The 16,717-nt window shown below is 38.1% G+C and carries 18 protein-coding genes; 1 reads left to right on the top strand and 17 read right to left on the bottom strand.

Annotated features, from left to right (window positions below; all coding sequences use genetic code 11):
* Positions 1-118: 118 nt before the first annotated feature.
* The 17 genes from LW137_RS06010 to LW137_RS05930 all read right to left on the bottom strand — a co-directional run bounded on the left by LW137_RS06010 (position 119) and on the right by LW137_RS05930 (position 15,683).
* A complete protein-coding gene (locus tag LW137_RS06010) occupies positions 119-544 on the bottom strand; it encodes a PaaI family thioesterase (RefSeq protein ID WP_233034260.1) in 426 nt (141 codons plus the stop codon).
* Positions 544-1,428, bottom strand: coding sequence for a tRNA 5-methoxyuridine(34)/uridine 5-oxyacetic acid(34) synthase CmoB (gene cmoB / locus LW137_RS06005; RefSeq protein ID WP_233034258.1), 885 nt, complete (start codon positions 1,426-1,428; stop codon positions 544-546). The genes LW137_RS06010 and cmoB overlap by 1 nt, the downstream gene beginning before the upstream one ends.
* Positions 1,421-2,413 carry a hypothetical protein gene (locus tag LW137_RS06000; RefSeq protein WP_233034256.1) on the bottom strand — a complete coding sequence of 331 codons (993 nt, stop codon included), beginning with the start codon at positions 2,411-2,413 and terminating at the stop codon, positions 1,421-1,423. Before LW137_RS06000 ends, cmoB begins: the two co-directional genes overlap by 8 nt.
* A gap of 9 nt (positions 2,414-2,422) precedes the next feature.
* Positions 2,423-4,327, bottom strand: a complete 1,905-nt coding sequence (metG, locus tag LW137_RS05995) for a methionine--tRNA ligase (RefSeq protein WP_346344797.1) — start codon at positions 4,325-4,327, stop codon at positions 2,423-2,425.
* 90 nt (positions 4,328-4,417) lie between these two features.
* Entirely contained in the window at positions 4,418-5,041 is a 624-nt protein-coding gene (locus LW137_RS05990) for a LutC/YkgG family protein (protein WP_233034246.1), read from the bottom strand.
* Positions 5,034-6,455, bottom strand: coding sequence for a LutB/LldF family L-lactate oxidation iron-sulfur protein (locus tag LW137_RS05985; RefSeq protein WP_233034244.1), 1,422 nt, complete (start codon positions 6,453-6,455; stop codon positions 5,034-5,036). Before LW137_RS05985 ends, LW137_RS05990 begins: the two co-directional genes overlap by 8 nt.
* 11 nt (positions 6,456-6,466) lie before the next feature.
* Complete coding sequence (locus tag LW137_RS05980) at positions 6,467-7,195, bottom strand: (Fe-S)-binding protein (RefSeq protein ID WP_233034242.1); 729 nt, start codon at positions 7,193-7,195, stop codon at positions 6,467-6,469.
* Between the two features lie 12 nt (positions 7,196-7,207).
* On the bottom strand, positions 7,208-8,851 hold the full coding sequence (locus tag LW137_RS05975) for an L-lactate permease (protein ID WP_233034240.1): 1,644 nt from the start codon (positions 8,849-8,851) through the stop codon (positions 7,208-7,210).
* Positions 8,852-8,959: 108 nt separating this feature from the next.
* A complete protein-coding gene (locus tag LW137_RS05970; protein WP_233034239.1) occupies positions 8,960-9,988 on the bottom strand; it encodes an AI-2E family transporter in 1,029 nt (342 codons plus the stop codon).
* A gap of 9 nt (positions 9,989-9,997) precedes the next feature.
* On the bottom strand, positions 9,998-11,014 hold the full coding sequence (gene ruvB, locus LW137_RS05965) for a Holliday junction branch migration DNA helicase RuvB (RefSeq protein WP_233034237.1): 1,017 nt from the start codon (positions 11,012-11,014) through the stop codon (positions 9,998-10,000).
* 8 nt (positions 11,015-11,022) lie between these two features.
* Entirely contained in the window at positions 11,023-11,334 is a 312-nt protein-coding gene (locus tag LW137_RS05960) for an SMR family transporter (protein WP_233034235.1), read from the bottom strand.
* The gene (locus tag LW137_RS05955; RefSeq protein WP_283092253.1) at positions 11,335-11,664 is read right to left on the bottom strand and encodes a DMT family transporter; all 330 of its coding nucleotides are present in this window, start codon (positions 11,662-11,664) and stop codon (positions 11,335-11,337) included.
* Positions 11,665-11,690: 26 nt separating this feature from the next.
* Entirely contained in the window at positions 11,691-12,731 is a 1,041-nt protein-coding gene (aroC, locus tag LW137_RS05950; protein ID WP_233034227.1) for a chorismate synthase, read from the bottom strand.
* A complete protein-coding gene (gene rnc, locus LW137_RS05945; RefSeq protein WP_233034225.1) occupies positions 12,728-13,396 on the bottom strand; it encodes a ribonuclease III in 669 nt (222 codons plus the stop codon). The genes aroC and rnc overlap by 4 nt, the downstream gene beginning before the upstream one ends.
* A gap of 2 nt (positions 13,397-13,398) precedes the next feature.
* Complete coding sequence (rnhA, locus tag LW137_RS05940) at positions 13,399-13,821, bottom strand: ribonuclease HI (protein ID WP_233034223.1); 423 nt, start codon at positions 13,819-13,821, stop codon at positions 13,399-13,401.
* Positions 13,796-14,857, bottom strand: coding sequence for a tetratricopeptide repeat protein (locus tag LW137_RS05935; RefSeq protein ID WP_233034221.1), 1,062 nt, complete (start codon positions 14,855-14,857; stop codon positions 13,796-13,798). The genes rnhA and LW137_RS05935 overlap by 26 nt, the downstream gene beginning before the upstream one ends.
* A 1-nt stretch (position 14,858) precedes the next feature.
* Positions 14,859-15,683, bottom strand: a complete 825-nt coding sequence (locus LW137_RS05930) for a peptidyl-prolyl cis-trans isomerase (RefSeq protein ID WP_233034219.1) — start codon at positions 15,681-15,683, stop codon at positions 14,859-14,861.
* 189 nt (positions 15,684-15,872) lie between these two features.
* Here LW137_RS05930 and LW137_RS05925 point away from each other — a divergent pair.
* The coding region (locus tag LW137_RS05925) for a cytochrome-c peroxidase (protein WP_233034217.1) at positions 15,873-16,717 on the top strand (845 nt) is incomplete at its 3' end.

Below are 16,717 nucleotides of genomic sequence, written 5' to 3'. Positions count from 1 at the left end.
GCTAAAAAGAAAAACAAGAAGACTTTTTTGCATTCTTGATTATTGAAAATATACGAAATGTTACATCTTCTATTCTTTCTTCTTTGAAAAATAACTTTTTATAGATTGTTAATAGTTACTATGACTTGAAATTGAGCTTAAACAATTGCTTGTCAAAAATAGAAATGTGAAAAATCGCCTCAAAAACTTTGATATCAAGCAAGGTTCCCTTGACTAAGATTTCGTATTTTTTATTGTTAGATTGCTTGATGCTTGCCAAAAAAAGCATCTCTTGTTCAAATTCAATGGGTGCCAAAAACTGAACATCAGCTTTGATTGTTAGGGCATTTGGCTGATTGACAAGACACATTGCTGCATAATTGGCAGCATTAAAAATAAAGCCAGAGTGAATAAGATTGGTTTCATCGCTAATCATTTGTTGCGAGGGATAAAAGGATGTGATGAGCTCCTCTTGTGTATGTTTGAGGATTGTTCCACAAAGTTCGGGCTTGAGCGCATTGCATACAGATAGATCAACCTGTACTGACTGAGATAGATGATCCATTATTTTCTCCTTAACTTAAAATATCCTCTGATTGGGGCTTGATATCCCTCAACTGTTTTGTTGGAATCATTGGGATCTAAGAAATTTTCCAAGCTTAGACTATCTATCCATGATGTTTTTCTTTGTTCTGCTGTGTTGGTTTGAACTGTTGCAAAACATTCAAATTCTATAAATCCCGCCCTTTCACACCATCCCTCAAGGGCTTTAATGCTTGGAATAAAATATGCATTGCTCATTTTTGCATAACTTTTGGGTGGGCATAGCGCAATATCTTCTTCACTTTTTAAGATCAAGGTATCCAAAATCACCTCACCTTGAGGTTTTAGAGCTCTTGATAGGTGTTTGAGTGTCATGACGGGATCGGTGCGATGATACAAAACACCCATACACAAGATGACATCAAATAGCTTAGGATATGCGGGCAAGTCTTCAATCCCTAAAAGTTCAAAAGTGATTTGGCTTTGCATGAAATGATTGATGAAGTCAAATTGACATTTAAAAAGTGCATAAGGGTCAAATCCTGTGAGGCTTTTAGGAGAATAGGGAATCATTTTGAATAGATAATATCCATTGTTGCATCCAATATCGGCAACATCTTTATCTTGAATGTTGAGATGGGGTGAGATGAGGTTAAATTTTTTAAAGCTTTGCCACTCACTATCAATAAAAAGATCATCAATACTGAAAGGCCCTTTTCTCCAAGGTTTTAGATTTTGGGCAAGTTCAATAATGGCTTGTTTGGTTTGTGGGGAAATGGGCGAGGATGGGGTGATTGTGATTGCATCTAAAAAAGAAACTTGATTTTTGATTTTGGGGAGGGAGGAGATGGCTTGAAGAAGTGGAGCAATGTTTTTGGCCTGCAGTTTGTGGTGCTGATTAGTCATTGAATAGACTCTTTTCTTCTTGGGAGGTTGGAAGATGATTGACTAAAAAGGCGGTATCTATCCCCAAAATGAGAGCGAAGTTGAACGAGTATTTTTCTAGAGATTCTAGAAGAGAATCCGCATCTTCATAAGTCATACATTCTGGAAAAAGATCACTTTTTGTTGAGGGGACAAAGAGGCAGATTTTGGCCCATTTTGCATTTTCTTTAATATAGTCAGCATAATATTGGAAATGATCTTGGCGTTTTTCTGCAAGCAAAACGCGACCGCTTTGCCCATAGGGGCAACGAATACCCTTGGAGGTGATAAAAATGGGTTGCAAATAAGGAATACTCTCAAAATTTCCTAAAGAAAAATAAATTTCCTCATTGAGAAAAAGAGTGATCACAGAAGAGAGATATCCTAAGAAAATGCTTGGTAGAGAAAGAGTGTAGCGTTTGGAATCAAAATAAATTTTACTATCAAAAAGGGTGCAAGAAATGATTTTGAATGGCTCGTGATCTGGGATCATGCTAGAAGTATAATCAAGCGGAATGTCTAGTAATGTTGGGTTGTTGGTTATGATTTTTTGGATTCCCTGCTTTTGTGTGATTTCTAGAAATTCGCTGTGATCTCCATCTAAGAAGCTTAGTGTTGGGTCTGTTGCAAGCTCTTTTGCAATTTCAAATTCAATATTTTTAAGATAGAAAAAAGCGATATTGCGCGAGAGGAGTTTGTAGCGAATGAGGCGTGTGGTAGCATCCTGAAGAGAATCAACCCTAATCCATGCACATTCATCATCAATGATTTGTAAGTCGCCATCTTCAAACAAGATTCCATAAGCACCCAATTTGATGGCCTCTTTGGCATCATCTTGGTTTGTGGCAATAAAAAGACTCCCGCTACAAACCTTTTGAAGAGAAGAGGTGATATTTCCAAAAGAGGAAATTTCTGGATCATTTAAGAGGTGCCCATTAATGATTTCAACAACTTCGTTGACTCTCAATTTGTTTCCTTAACCAATTTTACTTCCATTTTTCAATATGCCCTGAGGAGTAATGAGCTTGAGTGAATTCTCATCTTTGGCAGATAGAATCATTCCTTCACTTATTAACCCCATGAGTTTTGCAGGCTTTAGATTCGCCACAACGCAAACTTGTTGGCCAATGAGCTCTTGGGGATTATAATATTTTGCAATTCCTGAAACAATTTGGCGATTTCTTCCTTCGCCAAGATCTACTTGAAAGCAAAGAAGCTTATCGCTACCTTCTACAGCTTTTGCTTCTTTGATTTCCCCAACTCTTAAATCAGAGAGTAAAAAATCGTCTATTTTGATCATTGTTGAAGTGGTTTTTTCTTGTTGAGCTTGTGCTACTTGCTGCGAGGGTTGGATCTCAGATTTTTCAAGCTTAGGGAAAAGAGGATCAATTTTTTGAAGTTGGAACTTTGTAATATTTTGATGGAGCTCTGCGATTGATCCTTCTGTTTGTCCTAGAGCAAAAAAGATTTTCTGAGCACTTGAAGGCATTGCTGGGGAAATTAAAATAGCTCCCTTATAAAGAAGATTGCAAAGCAAGGTTAGCAGTGCTTGTGTTTTTTCTTTTTTGTGATGTTTCATGAGATTCCAAGGTTCATATTGGCTAATGAGGCCATTGCCCAATGTAAAGAGCTTCCAAACCTCTTCAAGATAGCGGTTGAAACGTGCTTGAGGGATTTCAAGTAGAGCAGAAGAGATGATGTCTTGGATTTGTTTAATTTCTTCGGGAAAATATTCTTCGACAGAAGATTCTAAAGAAAGAGAAAAATATTTTTCGCTCATTCCAATGATGCGATTAAGAAGATTCCCCAAATCATTGCTTAAGTCAGAATTGTTGCGTTCAATGAGGGCATTGAAACTGAAATCCCCATCTTGTCCAAATGGCACTTCTCTTAGAAGAAAATAACGAAAAAGATCATTTCCGTATTTGCGGGAAGTTTCTCTTGGATCGATGACATTGCCGATGCTTTTGCTCATCTTTTGTCCTTCATTGAGCCACCAACCATGGGCATAAATCTTTTTGGGTAGAGGAAGATTGAGAGAAAGCAGAAACGCAGGCCAATAGACTGCATGAAACCTTAAGATATCTTTTCCTACAAGATGGATCGCTTCTTTCCAAAAATCCATTTTCTCCTCAGCTTGTCCGTAACCTAGAGCACTGACATAATTCATTAGGGCATCAAGCCAGACATAGATGATGTGGTGTTTTTCTCTAGTTTGATTGGGGATGGGAATACCCCAATCAAAAGTTGTGCGTGTAATGGAGAGGTCATTGAGGCCTTGAGAAACAAAATTGATCACTTCATTTTGTCGATAGCTTGGGAGAATAGGATTGGTTTGATACCATTTGAGGAGTTGATCTTGGTATTTAGAGAGAGCAAAGAAGTAGCTCTCTTCCTTAATGAGTTGTGTGGGCTTTCCGCAATCTGGGCATCCTCCATTTTCCTTAAGCTGAGTTTGGGTAAAAAAACTCTCACAGCTAACACAATAGTGTCCTTCATATTCTCCCAAATAAATATCCCCCTTTTGTTCCATTAGTTTAAAAGCCTTTTGAACTGCTTGAATATGATAAGAATCCGTAGTGCGAATGAAGTGATCATAAGAAATGCCCATTTCATCCCAAAGCGAACGAAACACTTGGCTGATCTCTGTGGCATATTCCATAGGGGTTTTTCCTCTAGATTGGGCAGATTGTTCAATTTTTTGCCCATGCTCATCTGTTCCTGTAAGGAAGAAAGTTTCTTTGCCCTCTAAGGTGTAGAATCTCTTGAGAAAATCAGCAATAATTGTTGTGTAAGCATGTCCAATATGAGGGACATCATTGACATAATAAATCGGTGTAGTGATATAACTTTTCATATTCTCATCTTTCGTTTTCATAATTAAGGTATGAAATTTTAGCAACCTTGTGGTTTTTTTAATAGAAGAGTTTGATGAGTGTATTATTTCGGAGAGAAAATCTCTCCTTGTTGCTTAATATAGAATGACATAGACCTTTTGGGGTCCATGCACTCCAAATACGACTTGAAGTTCAATATCTGCAGTTCTAGAAGGGCCAGCAATAAAGAGAATATTGCTGGGCAAAATGTTGGGATGTTGTATCTTGATATTTGAGAGAACCTCAGAAAGATTATTTAAAATCCTTTCTTTTTTGAGCAAAATAATACAATGCTGAGTGATCAGTGAAAGAAGCCTTGGCTGAATATGACTTGAAGTAAGTGCAACCACGCCTAGGTTCGCCACCCCATAATCTGCTTCCAAAACCCCACATTCAATTGTAAATAGCTCATTTTTTAGTTCTTCCATGGGTTTATTGTAAGTGAGGGTAGGGATTGAGAACTCAAGATTTTCTAGTGTTGAGGGGATGAGTGTCTGTGTAATTTGTTCTTTTTGAAAGATTGTCCGGAGGGTTTGAGGAATCTCTCTTTCAATGGTTTCAAAAACCTCTGCCTTATTGAATTCTTGAAGTCGTTTGTATTCTTTGATTTTATCTTGCTCTACAGGGATAATGATATCTTTGTAAGTTGCTTTTTCGTTTTGAAGTGGGTTGTGAGCAAGTGCCTTGGAGATGTTGTGTAAAATTTTTGCTTTACTCATAAATCACTCCTTCTAATTTTTGAGATTGAAAACTTGCATCAAGAGTGGGATAAGCTCTGCAAGAAGTCCATTGTTTGATCATAGGGAGTAGTGGGGCAAGGGGCTTTCCTATGGGTCCAAAAACTTTGACACCCCACAGCATCGATTTCCAAGCCCAAGGGGTTGAGGCTAAAAAGGCAAAGATTTTAAATCCAAGTTTCTCTGCCATTTTTGGCTTGATTCGTGAAATTCCAAGAATCTCTTCTCCGCTTCCTTGCCCTGCTTTTTCGCTTCGTAAGTCTCTAATCATTTCAGCAAGAGGGATTTTGACTGGACACACTTCAGAGCATCTTCCGCAAAGTGAACAGAGATTGAGAATGTAGCCATATCGATCGATTCCAAAAATTTGAGGAGAGATTACTTCGCCAATAGGCCCAGGATATGTTGCACCATAGGCGTGTCCTCCGACCTTTTCATAGACTGGACAATGATTCATGCAAGTCCCACAACGAATGCAACTTAAGGCTTTGGAATAATGCTTGTGAGAAAGGATATCGCTACGATGGTGATCAAGAAGAATAACATGCACTTCTTTTGGACCATCTAAATCCCCATCCTTTCTAGGTGAGGTGATAATATTGTTGTAGCAAGTGATGCTTTGCCCTGTGGCTGAAGGAATAAGAAGAGTATCTAAGATCACAGCATCATCAAAGCTTTCAACGATTTTTTCAATTCCACAAATTGCAATATGAATATCTGGAACTGTTGTGCTCATTCGCCCATTGCCCTCATTTTCAAGAAGCCAAATTGCCCCCTCATTGGCAATAGCAAAGTTCACTCCAGAAAGCCCCATCTTAAATTCTTGAAATTCTTTACGCAAATGTGTGCGAGCTACAGCATTAAGATCTTTGGGTTCGCTAAAGCGTTCTACTTTGAGATGCTTTTCAAAAATCTCACCAATTTCGTAGCGATTTTTGTGAATTGCTGGCACAACAATATGCACAGGAGGCTCATCAATGAGTTGAATGATAATCTCTCCCAAGTCTGTCTCAATGGCTTGGATTCCCTTTTTCTTGAGGTAGGCATTAAAGTGAATCTCTTCACTTGCCATAGATTTACCCTTGAGGATTTTTGTGACATTGTTCTTCTTTGCCAAGTTGTAAATGATGTCGTTGGCGTCTTTGGCATCGCTTGCCCAATGTACTTGAATGCCATTTTTCTTGGCATTTTCTTCAAATCTTTCTAGAAGCTCAGGAAGTCTTGAGAGGGTATTTTGTTTGACCTTTCTTCCTTCTTCTCTAAGGGCCTCCCAATCTCCATAACGATCTTTGAGAAGTTTTTTGCGATTGGTTTGCAATAAGCTCATCGCAAAGTCAAGATTTTTTCTAAGTTGAGAATCATTGAGTTTTTCTGTGATAAGTTCTCTTGCTTCCATTATGTTGCTCCTTATTCTAATCCAATGCGTTGGGCTAGAAATTCATATAAATGTGCAGGCTTCACATCGCACCCCATTTTTTTCATTGCTCCGCTGATATTGAGCAAACAACCTCCATCGCCGCTGATAATGTACTCAACATTGCGACTAAGAATGTCTTGTATTTTTTTCTCAACCATTGTTTTGGAAATTTCGGGCTCTTTGATACTAAAAGTTCCACCAAAACCACAGCATTCCTCTTCTCTTTCAAGCTCAACTAGATTTACATTTTCAAGCATTCTAATAAGTGTTTTGGATGCTTCTACGCATTTGGAAACTCTTAGGGCATGACAATTGGAGTGCCATGTTACGGTTGTTTTTTCTCCAGTATCACAAAGGTTGGCATTCAGATGATTGAGCAAGAAGTCGCTAAGATCATAAACTCTAGAACTAAACTCTTGCACTCGCTCAAAGTGAGGAGTGTCCTTAAAAAGCTCCAAATAATCATGTATCATCATTCCTGCACATGATCCAGATGGAATCACAATGGGATAGGGTTGATCAAAAAGATTGATATTGGCCAATGCTACTTTGCGTGTTTCTTCGTAGTATCCGGAATTGAAACTTGGTTGACCACAGCAACTTTGATCTTTTTTATAAATAACTTGTGCTCCATAGTGCTGAAGAAGTTTAATGGAGCTTACAAGGGCTTTGGAATAAGCCATATTTCCAAGGCATGTACCAAAAAAATAGACTTTCATTTTTTCTCCTTTTTATAGTAAGAAACTTGCTGTCACAACTGCGATGATACAATAAAACAAGCAGGGCACAATATTGTAGGTCAATAAACGATGCTCTCCTTTTCCTATTAAGCCTACAGTGGCACATACCGCAACGATATTGTTGATACAGATCATATTTCCTGCTGCGCCCCCAACATTTTGTAACGCCATAATGACTTGTGTTTTAAGCCCCACAAGAGAAGCTGCCTCAAATTGAAGTGGAGCAAAAAGGATGTTTGAGACTGTATTGGATCCTGAAAAGAAGGCACCAAGAACGCCAATGAGAGGAGAGACTATGACATAGGCTTGTCCTGAGATGTTGGCAAAAAACTGAGCCATCATTCTAAGCATTGATTCTAGCCCTTGTGGATTATTTCCTGTTTGATTCATGAGTTGCACAATCGCCACCCCAGCACATAGCGGAATGACTGCTGCGCTAACTTGTTTAAATGTTGCCTTCCAAGCTTGCTTAACTTGATTGAATTGCATTTTATGCAAGAAGATTGTAAGGAGCGCAATAAGAATAAAGGGGATGATTCCTGGAAGATAGCCATAAGCAAAACTATAAGCGGTGTTTGGAACCCCAAAAATTTCTGGAAATGAAATTTTAAGTGAGTAAAAATAGTCTTTTAGCCCAATTTGTGGGATTCTTGTTAAAACAAGAATGAGGCTAATAAGAAGATAGGGAATCCAAGCTAAGAAAATGTTGATTTTCTTAGTGTTTTGAGTTGTTTGGTTTGCACGATCATTTTGGTGTTCGCCAATCCAAAAGTTAGGCCAATTATTTTGAGTGTCAAAATCCCATGAATGCTTGGGTGTAAGAAATCCAATTTTTGCACTAAAGACAAGAATTCCTAAGCATATAAGCCCTCCTACCAATGAGGGAATCTCAAATCCACCAAATTTTGCAATCAGAAAATAAGGGATGACAAACATCAATGAGGCAAAAAGTGAAAAGGGTAGGATTGGAAGAGCATCTTTAAAACTTCTATTTTTCCCAAAAAATTTAACAAGCAAGAAAACAACAAGTGTAGGGATAAACATTGCAGCAATAGAATGAATTAAAGCGGTGATGATGGTCACCTCTTGCATATATGATGCAACATTTTCTGTCCCTATGAGTGAAGCAATACTGGTTTGAATGCCATTTGTTGGGGTTCCCACGGCACCAAAACTTACTGGACTTGAGTTCATGATAAGCGTACTCATAGCCGCAGCAAGTGCGGGAAAACCTAAGCCGATTAGAAGAGGTGCAGCAAGTGCTGCTGGGGTTCCAAAACCTGCAGCCCCCTCGATAAAGGCTCCAAATGCCCATCCAACGATGATGACTTGCACTCGACGATCTGTGGAGATGGCACTAAAGGCACGATTAATCGAATCCATTCCTCCGCTAAATTTGAGGGTATTGAGAATCAAAATGGCTCCAAAAACAATCACTAAAATATCAAAAGCCTTTAGAAAACCAAAGAGAATATAAGCACTCACATCTACAATATTCATTTTCCACGCAAAGAGAGCGATAATGGCGCTTAAAACAAGCGCAATACCTAAAGAAAGCCTTGAGGATTGTCTAAAGCCTATCATCATGACAAGAATGACAATAATGGGTAAAAATGCTAGAAATGTAAGCAACATAAAAGTTCCTCCTAAAAAAAGTTAGGTTATTTTTATCCAAAAAAGAGATTTTGGCGAGTTGAGAATAAAGATTTTATAAGAGAAAATATAAAAATGTGTATTTTTGTATCAATTTTTGAAATTATTGTCATAGATTCTTAAAAGAGCAATAAAAAGAGCCGTGGCCGCAGGGCCAATAATGATGCCCGAAAACCCAAACACATTGATCCCAGCAAGGATTGCGAAAAAGATAAGCATTTCATTGATTTTGACTGATGTTTTGATGATATGTTGGTTGACAATCGAAATAAGAATAGGTTTTACAATATTATCAATCACAATTCCAATAAAAAGTGCCCCATAAAGCGCAATAAAGATTGCGCCATTTGCATCCCCCAAGTAAAGCTGATAAAACGCCACGGGAATCCAAACAAGGGCTCCTCCAACAATAGGCACAAGAGAAGCGATCCCATAAAGCATTCCAAGCAAAAGTCCATCATATCCAAAAAAGAAACTCATAAGCCCAAAGCAAAAGCCTTGAAGCAAAATATTAAAAATAGATGTGAAAAATACAACACTTAAAACACCGCTGACCTCATTGTAGATTCCCATTGTTTGATCCAGTCTGAGGGGAATAAGTTTGAGTATATAATCTGAGAAGGCCTTGGCGTAATAAAAGAAAAAATACAAAAAAATAACAATAAAGCCTAAGTTTGTTAAAAGTGCGACGCTCCATTTCGCTACACTCGTGCTCATTGAAAGAATATAGCTTAGAATGGAGCTACCAGAAAAATCATTTAAAATGAGTTTGATTCTTGAGGAGATTTCGGGAAAATCACTTAACCAAAGCAAAATTTTGGCCTTAGAAGCTTCGATAAATTGGTTGAGGCTGTTTTGATCAAGATGAGTGATGAAATTTAGGCTTTCGTTGAAAATAAAATAAAGAGGGAGGGCAAAAAGCACCACTAGAACCAATACGCTTGCAAGAGAAGAAAGCCAATTGAATTTGAGATATCGATCAAAAAAGTTTTTGAGAAAAAAGGTAGAAACACAAAGCAGTAGAGCAATAAGCATATTGAGTAAAAAGGCATTGTAAAGATTCGCCATTGCATAAACGCTAGCAACAAAAATAATCCAAAAAAAATAAATTGGCTTCAAAATCTTCTCCTAAAATAAACTTCCTTGATGGCTACCAAAAAGTCCAAGGGTTTTGGCTGTTGCCATCCTTCCTTTGGCTGTGCGCTCAAAATATCCATTGGCAAGCAAATAGGGCTCAATCACATCTTCAATGGTACTTTCATCTTCGCTCATTGCCGCAGAAAGCGTACTAAGTCCAATGGCTCGTCCTTGGTTTTGTGCCAAGATATTGAGATAGCGTAAATCTAGCTCATCAAAGCCATATTCATTGACCCCTAGCTCAGTAAGAGCAAATTGGGCTCGCTCAAAGGTAATTTCATGCTCTTCAGCAACATCTGCAAAATCCCTTACGCGTTTGAGAAGTCTAAGAGCGATACGGGGTGTTCCTCTTGAGCGTTTGGCAATCTCTTGCGCACCTTTGGGATGAAGTGCTTTCCCAAGTTTTATGCTTGCTTTTGAGAGGATTTGAGCTAATTCTTGATGTGTGTAAAATTGCAATCTAAAGTTCATTCCAAAGCGATCTCTGAGGGGATTGCTTAGCATTCCTGCTCGCGTTGTTGCACCAATGAGTGTGAATTGTGCAATATCGATTTTGACACTTTGGGCTGCGGGCCCTGAGCCAATAATAATATCTAATCGAAAATCTTCCATGGCAGGATAGAGAATCTCCTCAATTGCTGGGCTTAGTCTGTGAATCTCATCGATAAATAAGATATCTCCTTGATTGAGGTTGGTTAAAATTGCGGCAAGATCTCCACTTTTTTCGATCATAGGGGCAGCTGTTACTTTGATGTCTGCACCCATTTCTGAGGCAATAATATGACTAAGCGTTGTTTTCCCAAGTCCAGGAGGTCCAAAAAATAAAATATGATCTAAACACTCTTGGCGTTTCTTGGAGGCTTGGATAAAAATTTGAAGGTTTTTTTTGATTTGTTCTTGTCCAATGTAATCTTCCCATACACTTGGGCGTAATGAAGTTTCATTTTGTTCTTCAAAAGAAATTTTTTCGACTTCTACAATCCTTGAATCTAAGCTGATTTTTTCCATTGTTTATCCTAGAAATTAAGCAAAATAACAGATGCAATGATGCAGAGCATACCAAGCCATCCTATGAGATTCATGTTTTGCTTTAGGATAATGGCCCCTCCAAGACTTGTTCCAAGGACGCCCAAAGCACCCCATGAGGCATAAGCAATGCTTAGATGAGCGCCTTGAGTGATTGCAAGAGAAAGAATATAGAAGGCAAAAAATACAAGAATGATGGCCAAAAATCCTAGTTTTTTGTTGGCAAATCCATTGGATTTACCAAGGAGGATATTGGCAATAATGTCTAGAAATGCAGAAAAAATAATATATAGATACAGCATTTAGTGATGACCTTTATATCCGAGATTGACCAAAAAGATTCCAAGAATCGCAAGAATGAGGCCAGCAATTTGGGAGGGACTTAGTGCCTCATCATAGAAAAATATGCCAACCAAGACAATACAGCTAACTCCTAATACCTCCCATATCCCATAAGCCACTCCTACGGGTATGCTTTTAAGAGAAAGGGCCATAAAAAAATAAGAAACACCAATTAAAGAAAAAACCACAAAGTATCCAAACCAAGCTCCATGAAATAACTTAAGAAGGCTTGTTGCAAGGACTTCGGTTAGAATTGCCAACAATAAAAAAAACCAGCTTTTTACTCTCATCTTTTTCACAATACTTTTTGCCGATTCTAACAAAAATCCTTTTTGGCAAGCAAGATCATATCTGCTATAACTAATCTCATCATTGCCTCTACTACAACGCTCCCTCTGATAGCAATACAAGGATCATGTCGTCCTTTGATTTGGAGTGTGATGGCTTGGTTGGATGTGGTGATGGAATTTTGTGGAAGAGAGATGCTTGCTGTGGGTTTGAAATAGACTTTGATTAAAATCTCATCACCATTGCCTATGCCACCCAAAATTCCTCCAGAGTGATTGCTTTTAAAACCTTGGGGTGTAATACAATCATTGTATTCTGATCCCTTCATGTATGAAGATTCTATCCCCTCACCAATTTCCACAGCTTTGACGCCATTGATTCCCATCATTGCTTCAGCAAGTTTTGCATCAAGTTTTCCATAGATGGGTTCTCCTAGTCCAAGCAGTTTGGATCCTTTGGCTTTTGCCCAAACAACCCCCCCAATACTATCTCCTTGAGATCTTATTTCTTGAATAAGGGCTTTTTGAGAATCTTCCATTTGAGGATCAAGTGAAAAAATCTCACTTGTTTGTGCATAAGAAAAGTCAATCTGCTTTGCCTTCACTTTGCCGATAGAATATATTCCACTTTGGACTTCAATCCCTTGAAGAATAGGGGATATAAGTCCTGAAGCAACAACGCGGACAAGGGTTTCTCTTGCACTGCTTCTTCCTCCTCCTCTATAATCATAGTGTTTGTATTTATGAAAATAGGTGAAGTCCGCATGAGAGGGGCGCAAGATGTCTCTTTGGTAGTCTTTACTTTGCGTGTTGTGATTGTGAATGATAAAGGCAATAGGTGATCCTGTAGTCTTCCCCTCAAAGATTCCGCTCAAAAACTCAACTTTATCCTCTTCAGATCTAGGAGTAACATAAGTATTTTCCCCCCCTTTTCGCCTTTGAATGAGGGTTTGGATTTTTTCAAAATCAATCTCTAGATTTGGGGGCATGCCATCCAAGACTCCCCCTATGGCAATCCCATGAGATTCTCCAAAAGTTGTCAATCGAAGAGAGATGCCAAAGGTGTTCATTGTGCTTGAAGAATTTCATAGGCGAGTTTTGCGCATTCTTGCTGGGCTTGTTTTTTGCTACTTCCTATGGCTCTTGCATATTCTTTTTGAGCGATCTTGATTGCCATTTCAAAACTTTTTTGGTGATCTGGACCTGTTTCTTGTATCAAGATATACTCCGGAATAACTCCAAACCTAGCTTGAGTAACTTCTTGAAGACTTGTTTTGTAGTCAGAAATAATCAATTCAAAATTGATGTGATCATAAGTGATTTTGATGAGTTGATTGATAATCCTTTTGACCACAATAAGTCCTTCTTCCAAAAAAATCGCTCCCATAAGTGCCTCAAATGCGTCTGCCAAGATAGATGGTTTTTCTCTCCCGTGATTGCTTTCTTCTGCTGGGGAGAGAAAAATGCATTGATCAAGGCCAATTTCTTTTGCGAATTTTGTCAATCCCTCTTCACTAACAATAGAAGCTCTAATTTTTGAGAGTTTGCCCTCTTGATAGTGAGGGAAGCGTTCAAATAAATATTCGCCAATCACTAAATCCACAACAGCATCTCCCAAAAACTCCAATCGTTCATTGTTAAAAGGTTTTTTGCAACTTTTGTGTGTCATGGCACATTCTAGGAGAGAAGCGTCTTTAAAATGATAGGAAATAGTATCTTGGAGTTTTTGTAACATCTTTATCCTTTTAGTTTGCTTGCTTCTAATCTTGCGATTGTATCACATCGCTCATTTTCTGCATGGCCTGCATGTCCCTTAACCCAATGGGCTTTGATTTGGTGAGATTGGGCTAACTTGAGGTAATCTTGCCACAAATGCGGATTTTTGACATTTTTGAAGTTTTTTTGAATCCAATTTTGTAGCCATGCATTTATTCCATTGCACACATATTGAGAATCGCTATAAAGCGTTATATCACAAGGCTCTTTGAGAATCTTGAGTGCCTCAATAACGGCTTTAAGCTCCATTTGATTGTTTGTCACATTTTTTTCTCCTCCGCTAATGACTCTTTCGTGCTGTTCATAGCGCAAGATAGCGCACCAACCACCATTTCCAGGATTTCCAAGAGAGGAACCATCACAATAAAGAGAAATTTTTTTCATGGCGTACTTGTTGAGGCTTTAAGACTAAATCCATGATTCCCAAAGCTCCGCATGTTGGGCATCTAAAATTATCAAATGGGAATTCATTGAGACACTCTTTGCATTTATAAGAAAAGCTTAATTGGAGCTTTATGGAAGAGTGCTGATGGAAAAGTCGCATAATTTCAAGACCAAAGTTTGAGCATCCTTTGCTTGGATAATAACCTTTGGCTTGAAAAACTTCTATTACAGAGGATTGGGCGACAAATTTCTGCGGGATTTGTTCAAGAGAAAAATTCCAAATTAGATCAATGAAATTTTGCCAATTTTGAGAAGGAAAGCTCTCCCAAAATAACGCAAGGTTTGTTGTTTTGAAGTGGGTGAGAATTAAGCGCATAAGTTGGGGCTGTTTTGAGAGAAGCTCAAGTAATTTTGGAGCTTTTTGAGCATCGCTTTTGTGATGATCTTGTAGGAGCTGAAGAGTTTGAAGATATTGCTGCAATAGAGTAATTTGAGTTTTTTCTTTTTGGGAAGGGTTTTCTAGATTTTCTTCTAGACAACTGAGTGCATCAAGTGCGTTTTGGTATTCACCAAGTATCTCATAAAGCTCAATAATCTTAAGGAGAGCATTGATGCTTCTTGGATTGTTTGAGAGAATCTCTAGGTAAATTTCTTTGGATTTGTGCAGAAAGCCTGCTTGGAAATAGGTTTCGCCTAGATGCTCTAGGATTTCTAATTTTTGAGTGCCATCGTTGGTTTGCGTGATGAGAGTGAGATAGATCTTGATTGCCTGTTGATTGTCTCCGCTTTGAGCATGTCCTTTTGCAAGCAAAAGTAAGGTTGGAATGGGGTCTTTAGAAACTTTTAGAAATTCTGCAATCCCATCAAAATATCCATTATGCTCATATGATTTCACTAAAGCGTTGAGTGACTTTTCTTTTTTGCGTCTTCTATGAAGATTGCGATAGTAGTCGGTTAAAATTGCAAAGGCAATAATTGCAATTAAAACGGCGATTCCAAAAAGCGGATCACGATATATGTGACTTAAGTCGCTCATTTTAATCTCTGATATTTGTAATCACTGCACTTGTAATGAGCCGATCAAAATATTCTTGCAAGATTGATTCTTTACGCGAAAGAATAATTTGTTGCATGATCATTGGTTTCATTTGATCAAAGGGCATTAAAACGCTCCCGATTTTGTCTTTAATATAAAAAGCAAGTGATGCTCCACCATTGTTGATGATAGGCGTAAAGGAGCCTTTTTTGGTTTGAGCAAACATTTGAGCAATCTGTGGATTGATCCCAGAAAGAGAAACGCGCTCTTCTCTTTTGTTGACCCCCGATGTTTGGATTAGAGGGTTGTTAATCGCTTGAGCGAGCATTTTTTCATTTTGTGCGGCATATTGAATAACGATGACTTCTTTAGGCAATGTAAATTCTTTTGTGTGCTCATCATAGTATTTTTTGAGTTCTTTTTCATCTATGATCTTGAGATTTGTTGAAAGAATTCTCTGTGTAAGAAGCTCCTCTTGAACATGTTCTTTATAAAATTGTCGCAATTCTTCATAGGAGTAGCCATTGCTGATCATATTTGCAACAAACTGATCGCGACTGATCCCTTGCATAGAGGCTGCTGCCTCAATTTGCTTATCAATCGCAATCTCATCGGCAAAAACTTGCAGGCGTTCAGCTTCTTGGAGTTTGATTGCCTTAAGGATTAGCAGGCGTTTTGCTTCGCTTCTTGAGATGTTTTTTTCTTTTTGGAGTTGCGTAAGCTCAAAAAGGGTGATGGGGTAATTATTGACTTTAAAAGCAATGCCATCAATAATATTAGAAGAGCAAAGAAAGATAGGGAGCAAAAAAATGAGCATAATTCGCATAGCAATCCTTAATAATTACAAAATAAAACCTTAAATAATTTTATCTTAATTAATGATAATGCTCGATAGACTGTGGCAATTGAGATTTGATTCCAAAGCAATAAGATAAAAATTATTATTTGATATATAATATCATATGCTTTAGCAAGGCATTAAATATCGAATACTTTATATTTATAAGGAGGGAACATGAAAAGATTAATCGGATTTATGGTTTTGTTTATGGCGACTTTATTTGCAACAAGTCCAAATCAAATTTTAAAAATGGCCAAAGATTCTGGTCTTGAAGCAATGCCAAAGGGCAAAGAGTTGAAAAATTTTCAAATTCAAAAAATTAAAGAGCTTGGAATTAAGGCAAAGAAAGTTTTTACGCAAGAGCAAATTGAGCTAGGAAAAATGATCTATTTTGATCCTCGGATTTCATCATCTAATCTTATTTCTTGTAACACTTGTCATAATCTAGCATTGGGAGGAGCCGACCTTGTGCCTGCGGCTATTGGACATGGATGGAAAGCAAATCCCTTGGCGTTAAATTCCCCTACTGTTTATAACTCTATTTTTAATGCTGTGCAATTTTGGGATGGAAGAGTGCATAATCTTGGAGATCAGGCTCAAGGACCAATCCAGAGTGATGTTGAAATGTCTGCACCTGCTGATTTAGTGGTACAAAAAATTACTTCAATTCCAGAATACGTGCAGGCCTTCCAAAAAGCTTATGGTAAAGATATTAAAATTGATTTTGAGTTAATCACAAATACAATTGCAATTTTTGAGGCTAGCCTTGTGACACCAAGCCGTTATGATGAATTTATGTCGGGCAATCTTAAAGCTCTCAATAAAGAGGAGCAAGAAGGGTTGGAACTTTTTGTTCAAAAGGGTTGTGCGAGCTGTCATAGCGGTGTTAATCTTGGCGGAACAATGCAAGCTTTTGCTGTGGCAAAGCCATATAAATTTGCAGATATTGGAGGATTTAAGGGGGATCAAGATGGATTGATTAAAGTTCCAACATTGCGCAATGTAGCAGAAACGATGCC

Origin of the sequence: Helicobacter kayseriensis, assembly GCF_021300655.1 — a bacterium.
Lineage (GTDB): Bacteria > Campylobacterota > Campylobacteria > Campylobacterales > Helicobacteraceae > Helicobacter_G > Helicobacter_G kayseriensis.
The sequence above is the reverse complement of the archived record's forward strand: the minus strand, read 5'-3'. Positions and strand labels throughout refer to the sequence as shown.

What these genes read in the sequence shown, in the direction of transcription:
- cmoB (WP_233034258.1), bottom strand. Translation starts at nt 1,428, where the DNA reads ATGACTAATCAGCACCACAAACTGCAGGCCAAAAACATTGCTCCACTT.
- LW137_RS05985 (WP_233034244.1), bottom strand. Translation starts at nt 6,455, where the DNA reads ATGGAAGCAAGAGAACTTATCACAGAAAAACTCAATGATTCTCAACTT.
- aroC (WP_233034227.1), bottom strand. Translation starts at nt 12,731, where the DNA reads ATGAACACCTTTGGCATCTCTCTTCGATTGACAACTTTTGGAGAATCT.
- LW137_RS05935 (WP_233034221.1), bottom strand. Translation starts at nt 14,857, where the DNA reads ATGAGCGACTTAAGTCACATATATCGTGATCCGCTTTTTGGAATCGCC.
- LW137_RS05990 (WP_233034246.1), bottom strand. Translation starts at nt 5,041, where the DNA reads ATGAGTAAAGCAAAAATTTTACACAACATCTCCAAGGCACTTGCTCAC.
- LW137_RS05930 (WP_233034219.1), bottom strand. Translation starts at nt 15,683, where the DNA reads ATGCGAATTATGCTCATTTTTTTGCTCCCTATCTTTCTTTGCTCTTCT.
- LW137_RS05975 (WP_233034240.1), bottom strand. Translation starts at nt 8,851, where the DNA reads ATGTTGCTTACATTTCTAGCATTTTTACCCATTATTGTCATTCTTGTC.
- rnhA (WP_233034223.1), bottom strand. Translation starts at nt 13,821, where the DNA reads ATGAAAAAAATTTCTCTTTATTGTGATGGTTCCTCTCTTGGAAATCCT.
- ruvB (WP_233034237.1), bottom strand. Translation starts at nt 11,014, where the DNA reads ATGGAAAAAATCAGCTTAGATTCAAGGATTGTAGAAGTCGAAAAAATT.
- LW137_RS05960 (WP_233034235.1), bottom strand. Translation starts at nt 11,334, where the DNA reads ATGCTGTATCTATATATTATTTTTTCTGCATTTCTAGACATTATTGCC.
- LW137_RS05980 (WP_233034242.1), bottom strand. Translation starts at nt 7,195, where the DNA reads ATGAAAGTCTATTTTTTTGGTACATGCCTTGGAAATATGGCTTATTCC.
- rnc (WP_233034225.1), bottom strand. Translation starts at nt 13,396, where the DNA reads ATGTTACAAAAACTCCAAGATACTATTTCCTATCATTTTAAAGACGCT.
- LW137_RS05955 (WP_283092253.1), bottom strand. Translation starts at nt 11,664, where the DNA reads ATGAGAGTAAAAAGCTGGTTTTTTTTATTGTTGGCAATTCTAACCGAA.
- LW137_RS06010 (WP_233034260.1), bottom strand. Translation starts at nt 544, where the DNA reads ATGGATCATCTATCTCAGTCAGTACAGGTTGATCTATCTGTATGCAAT.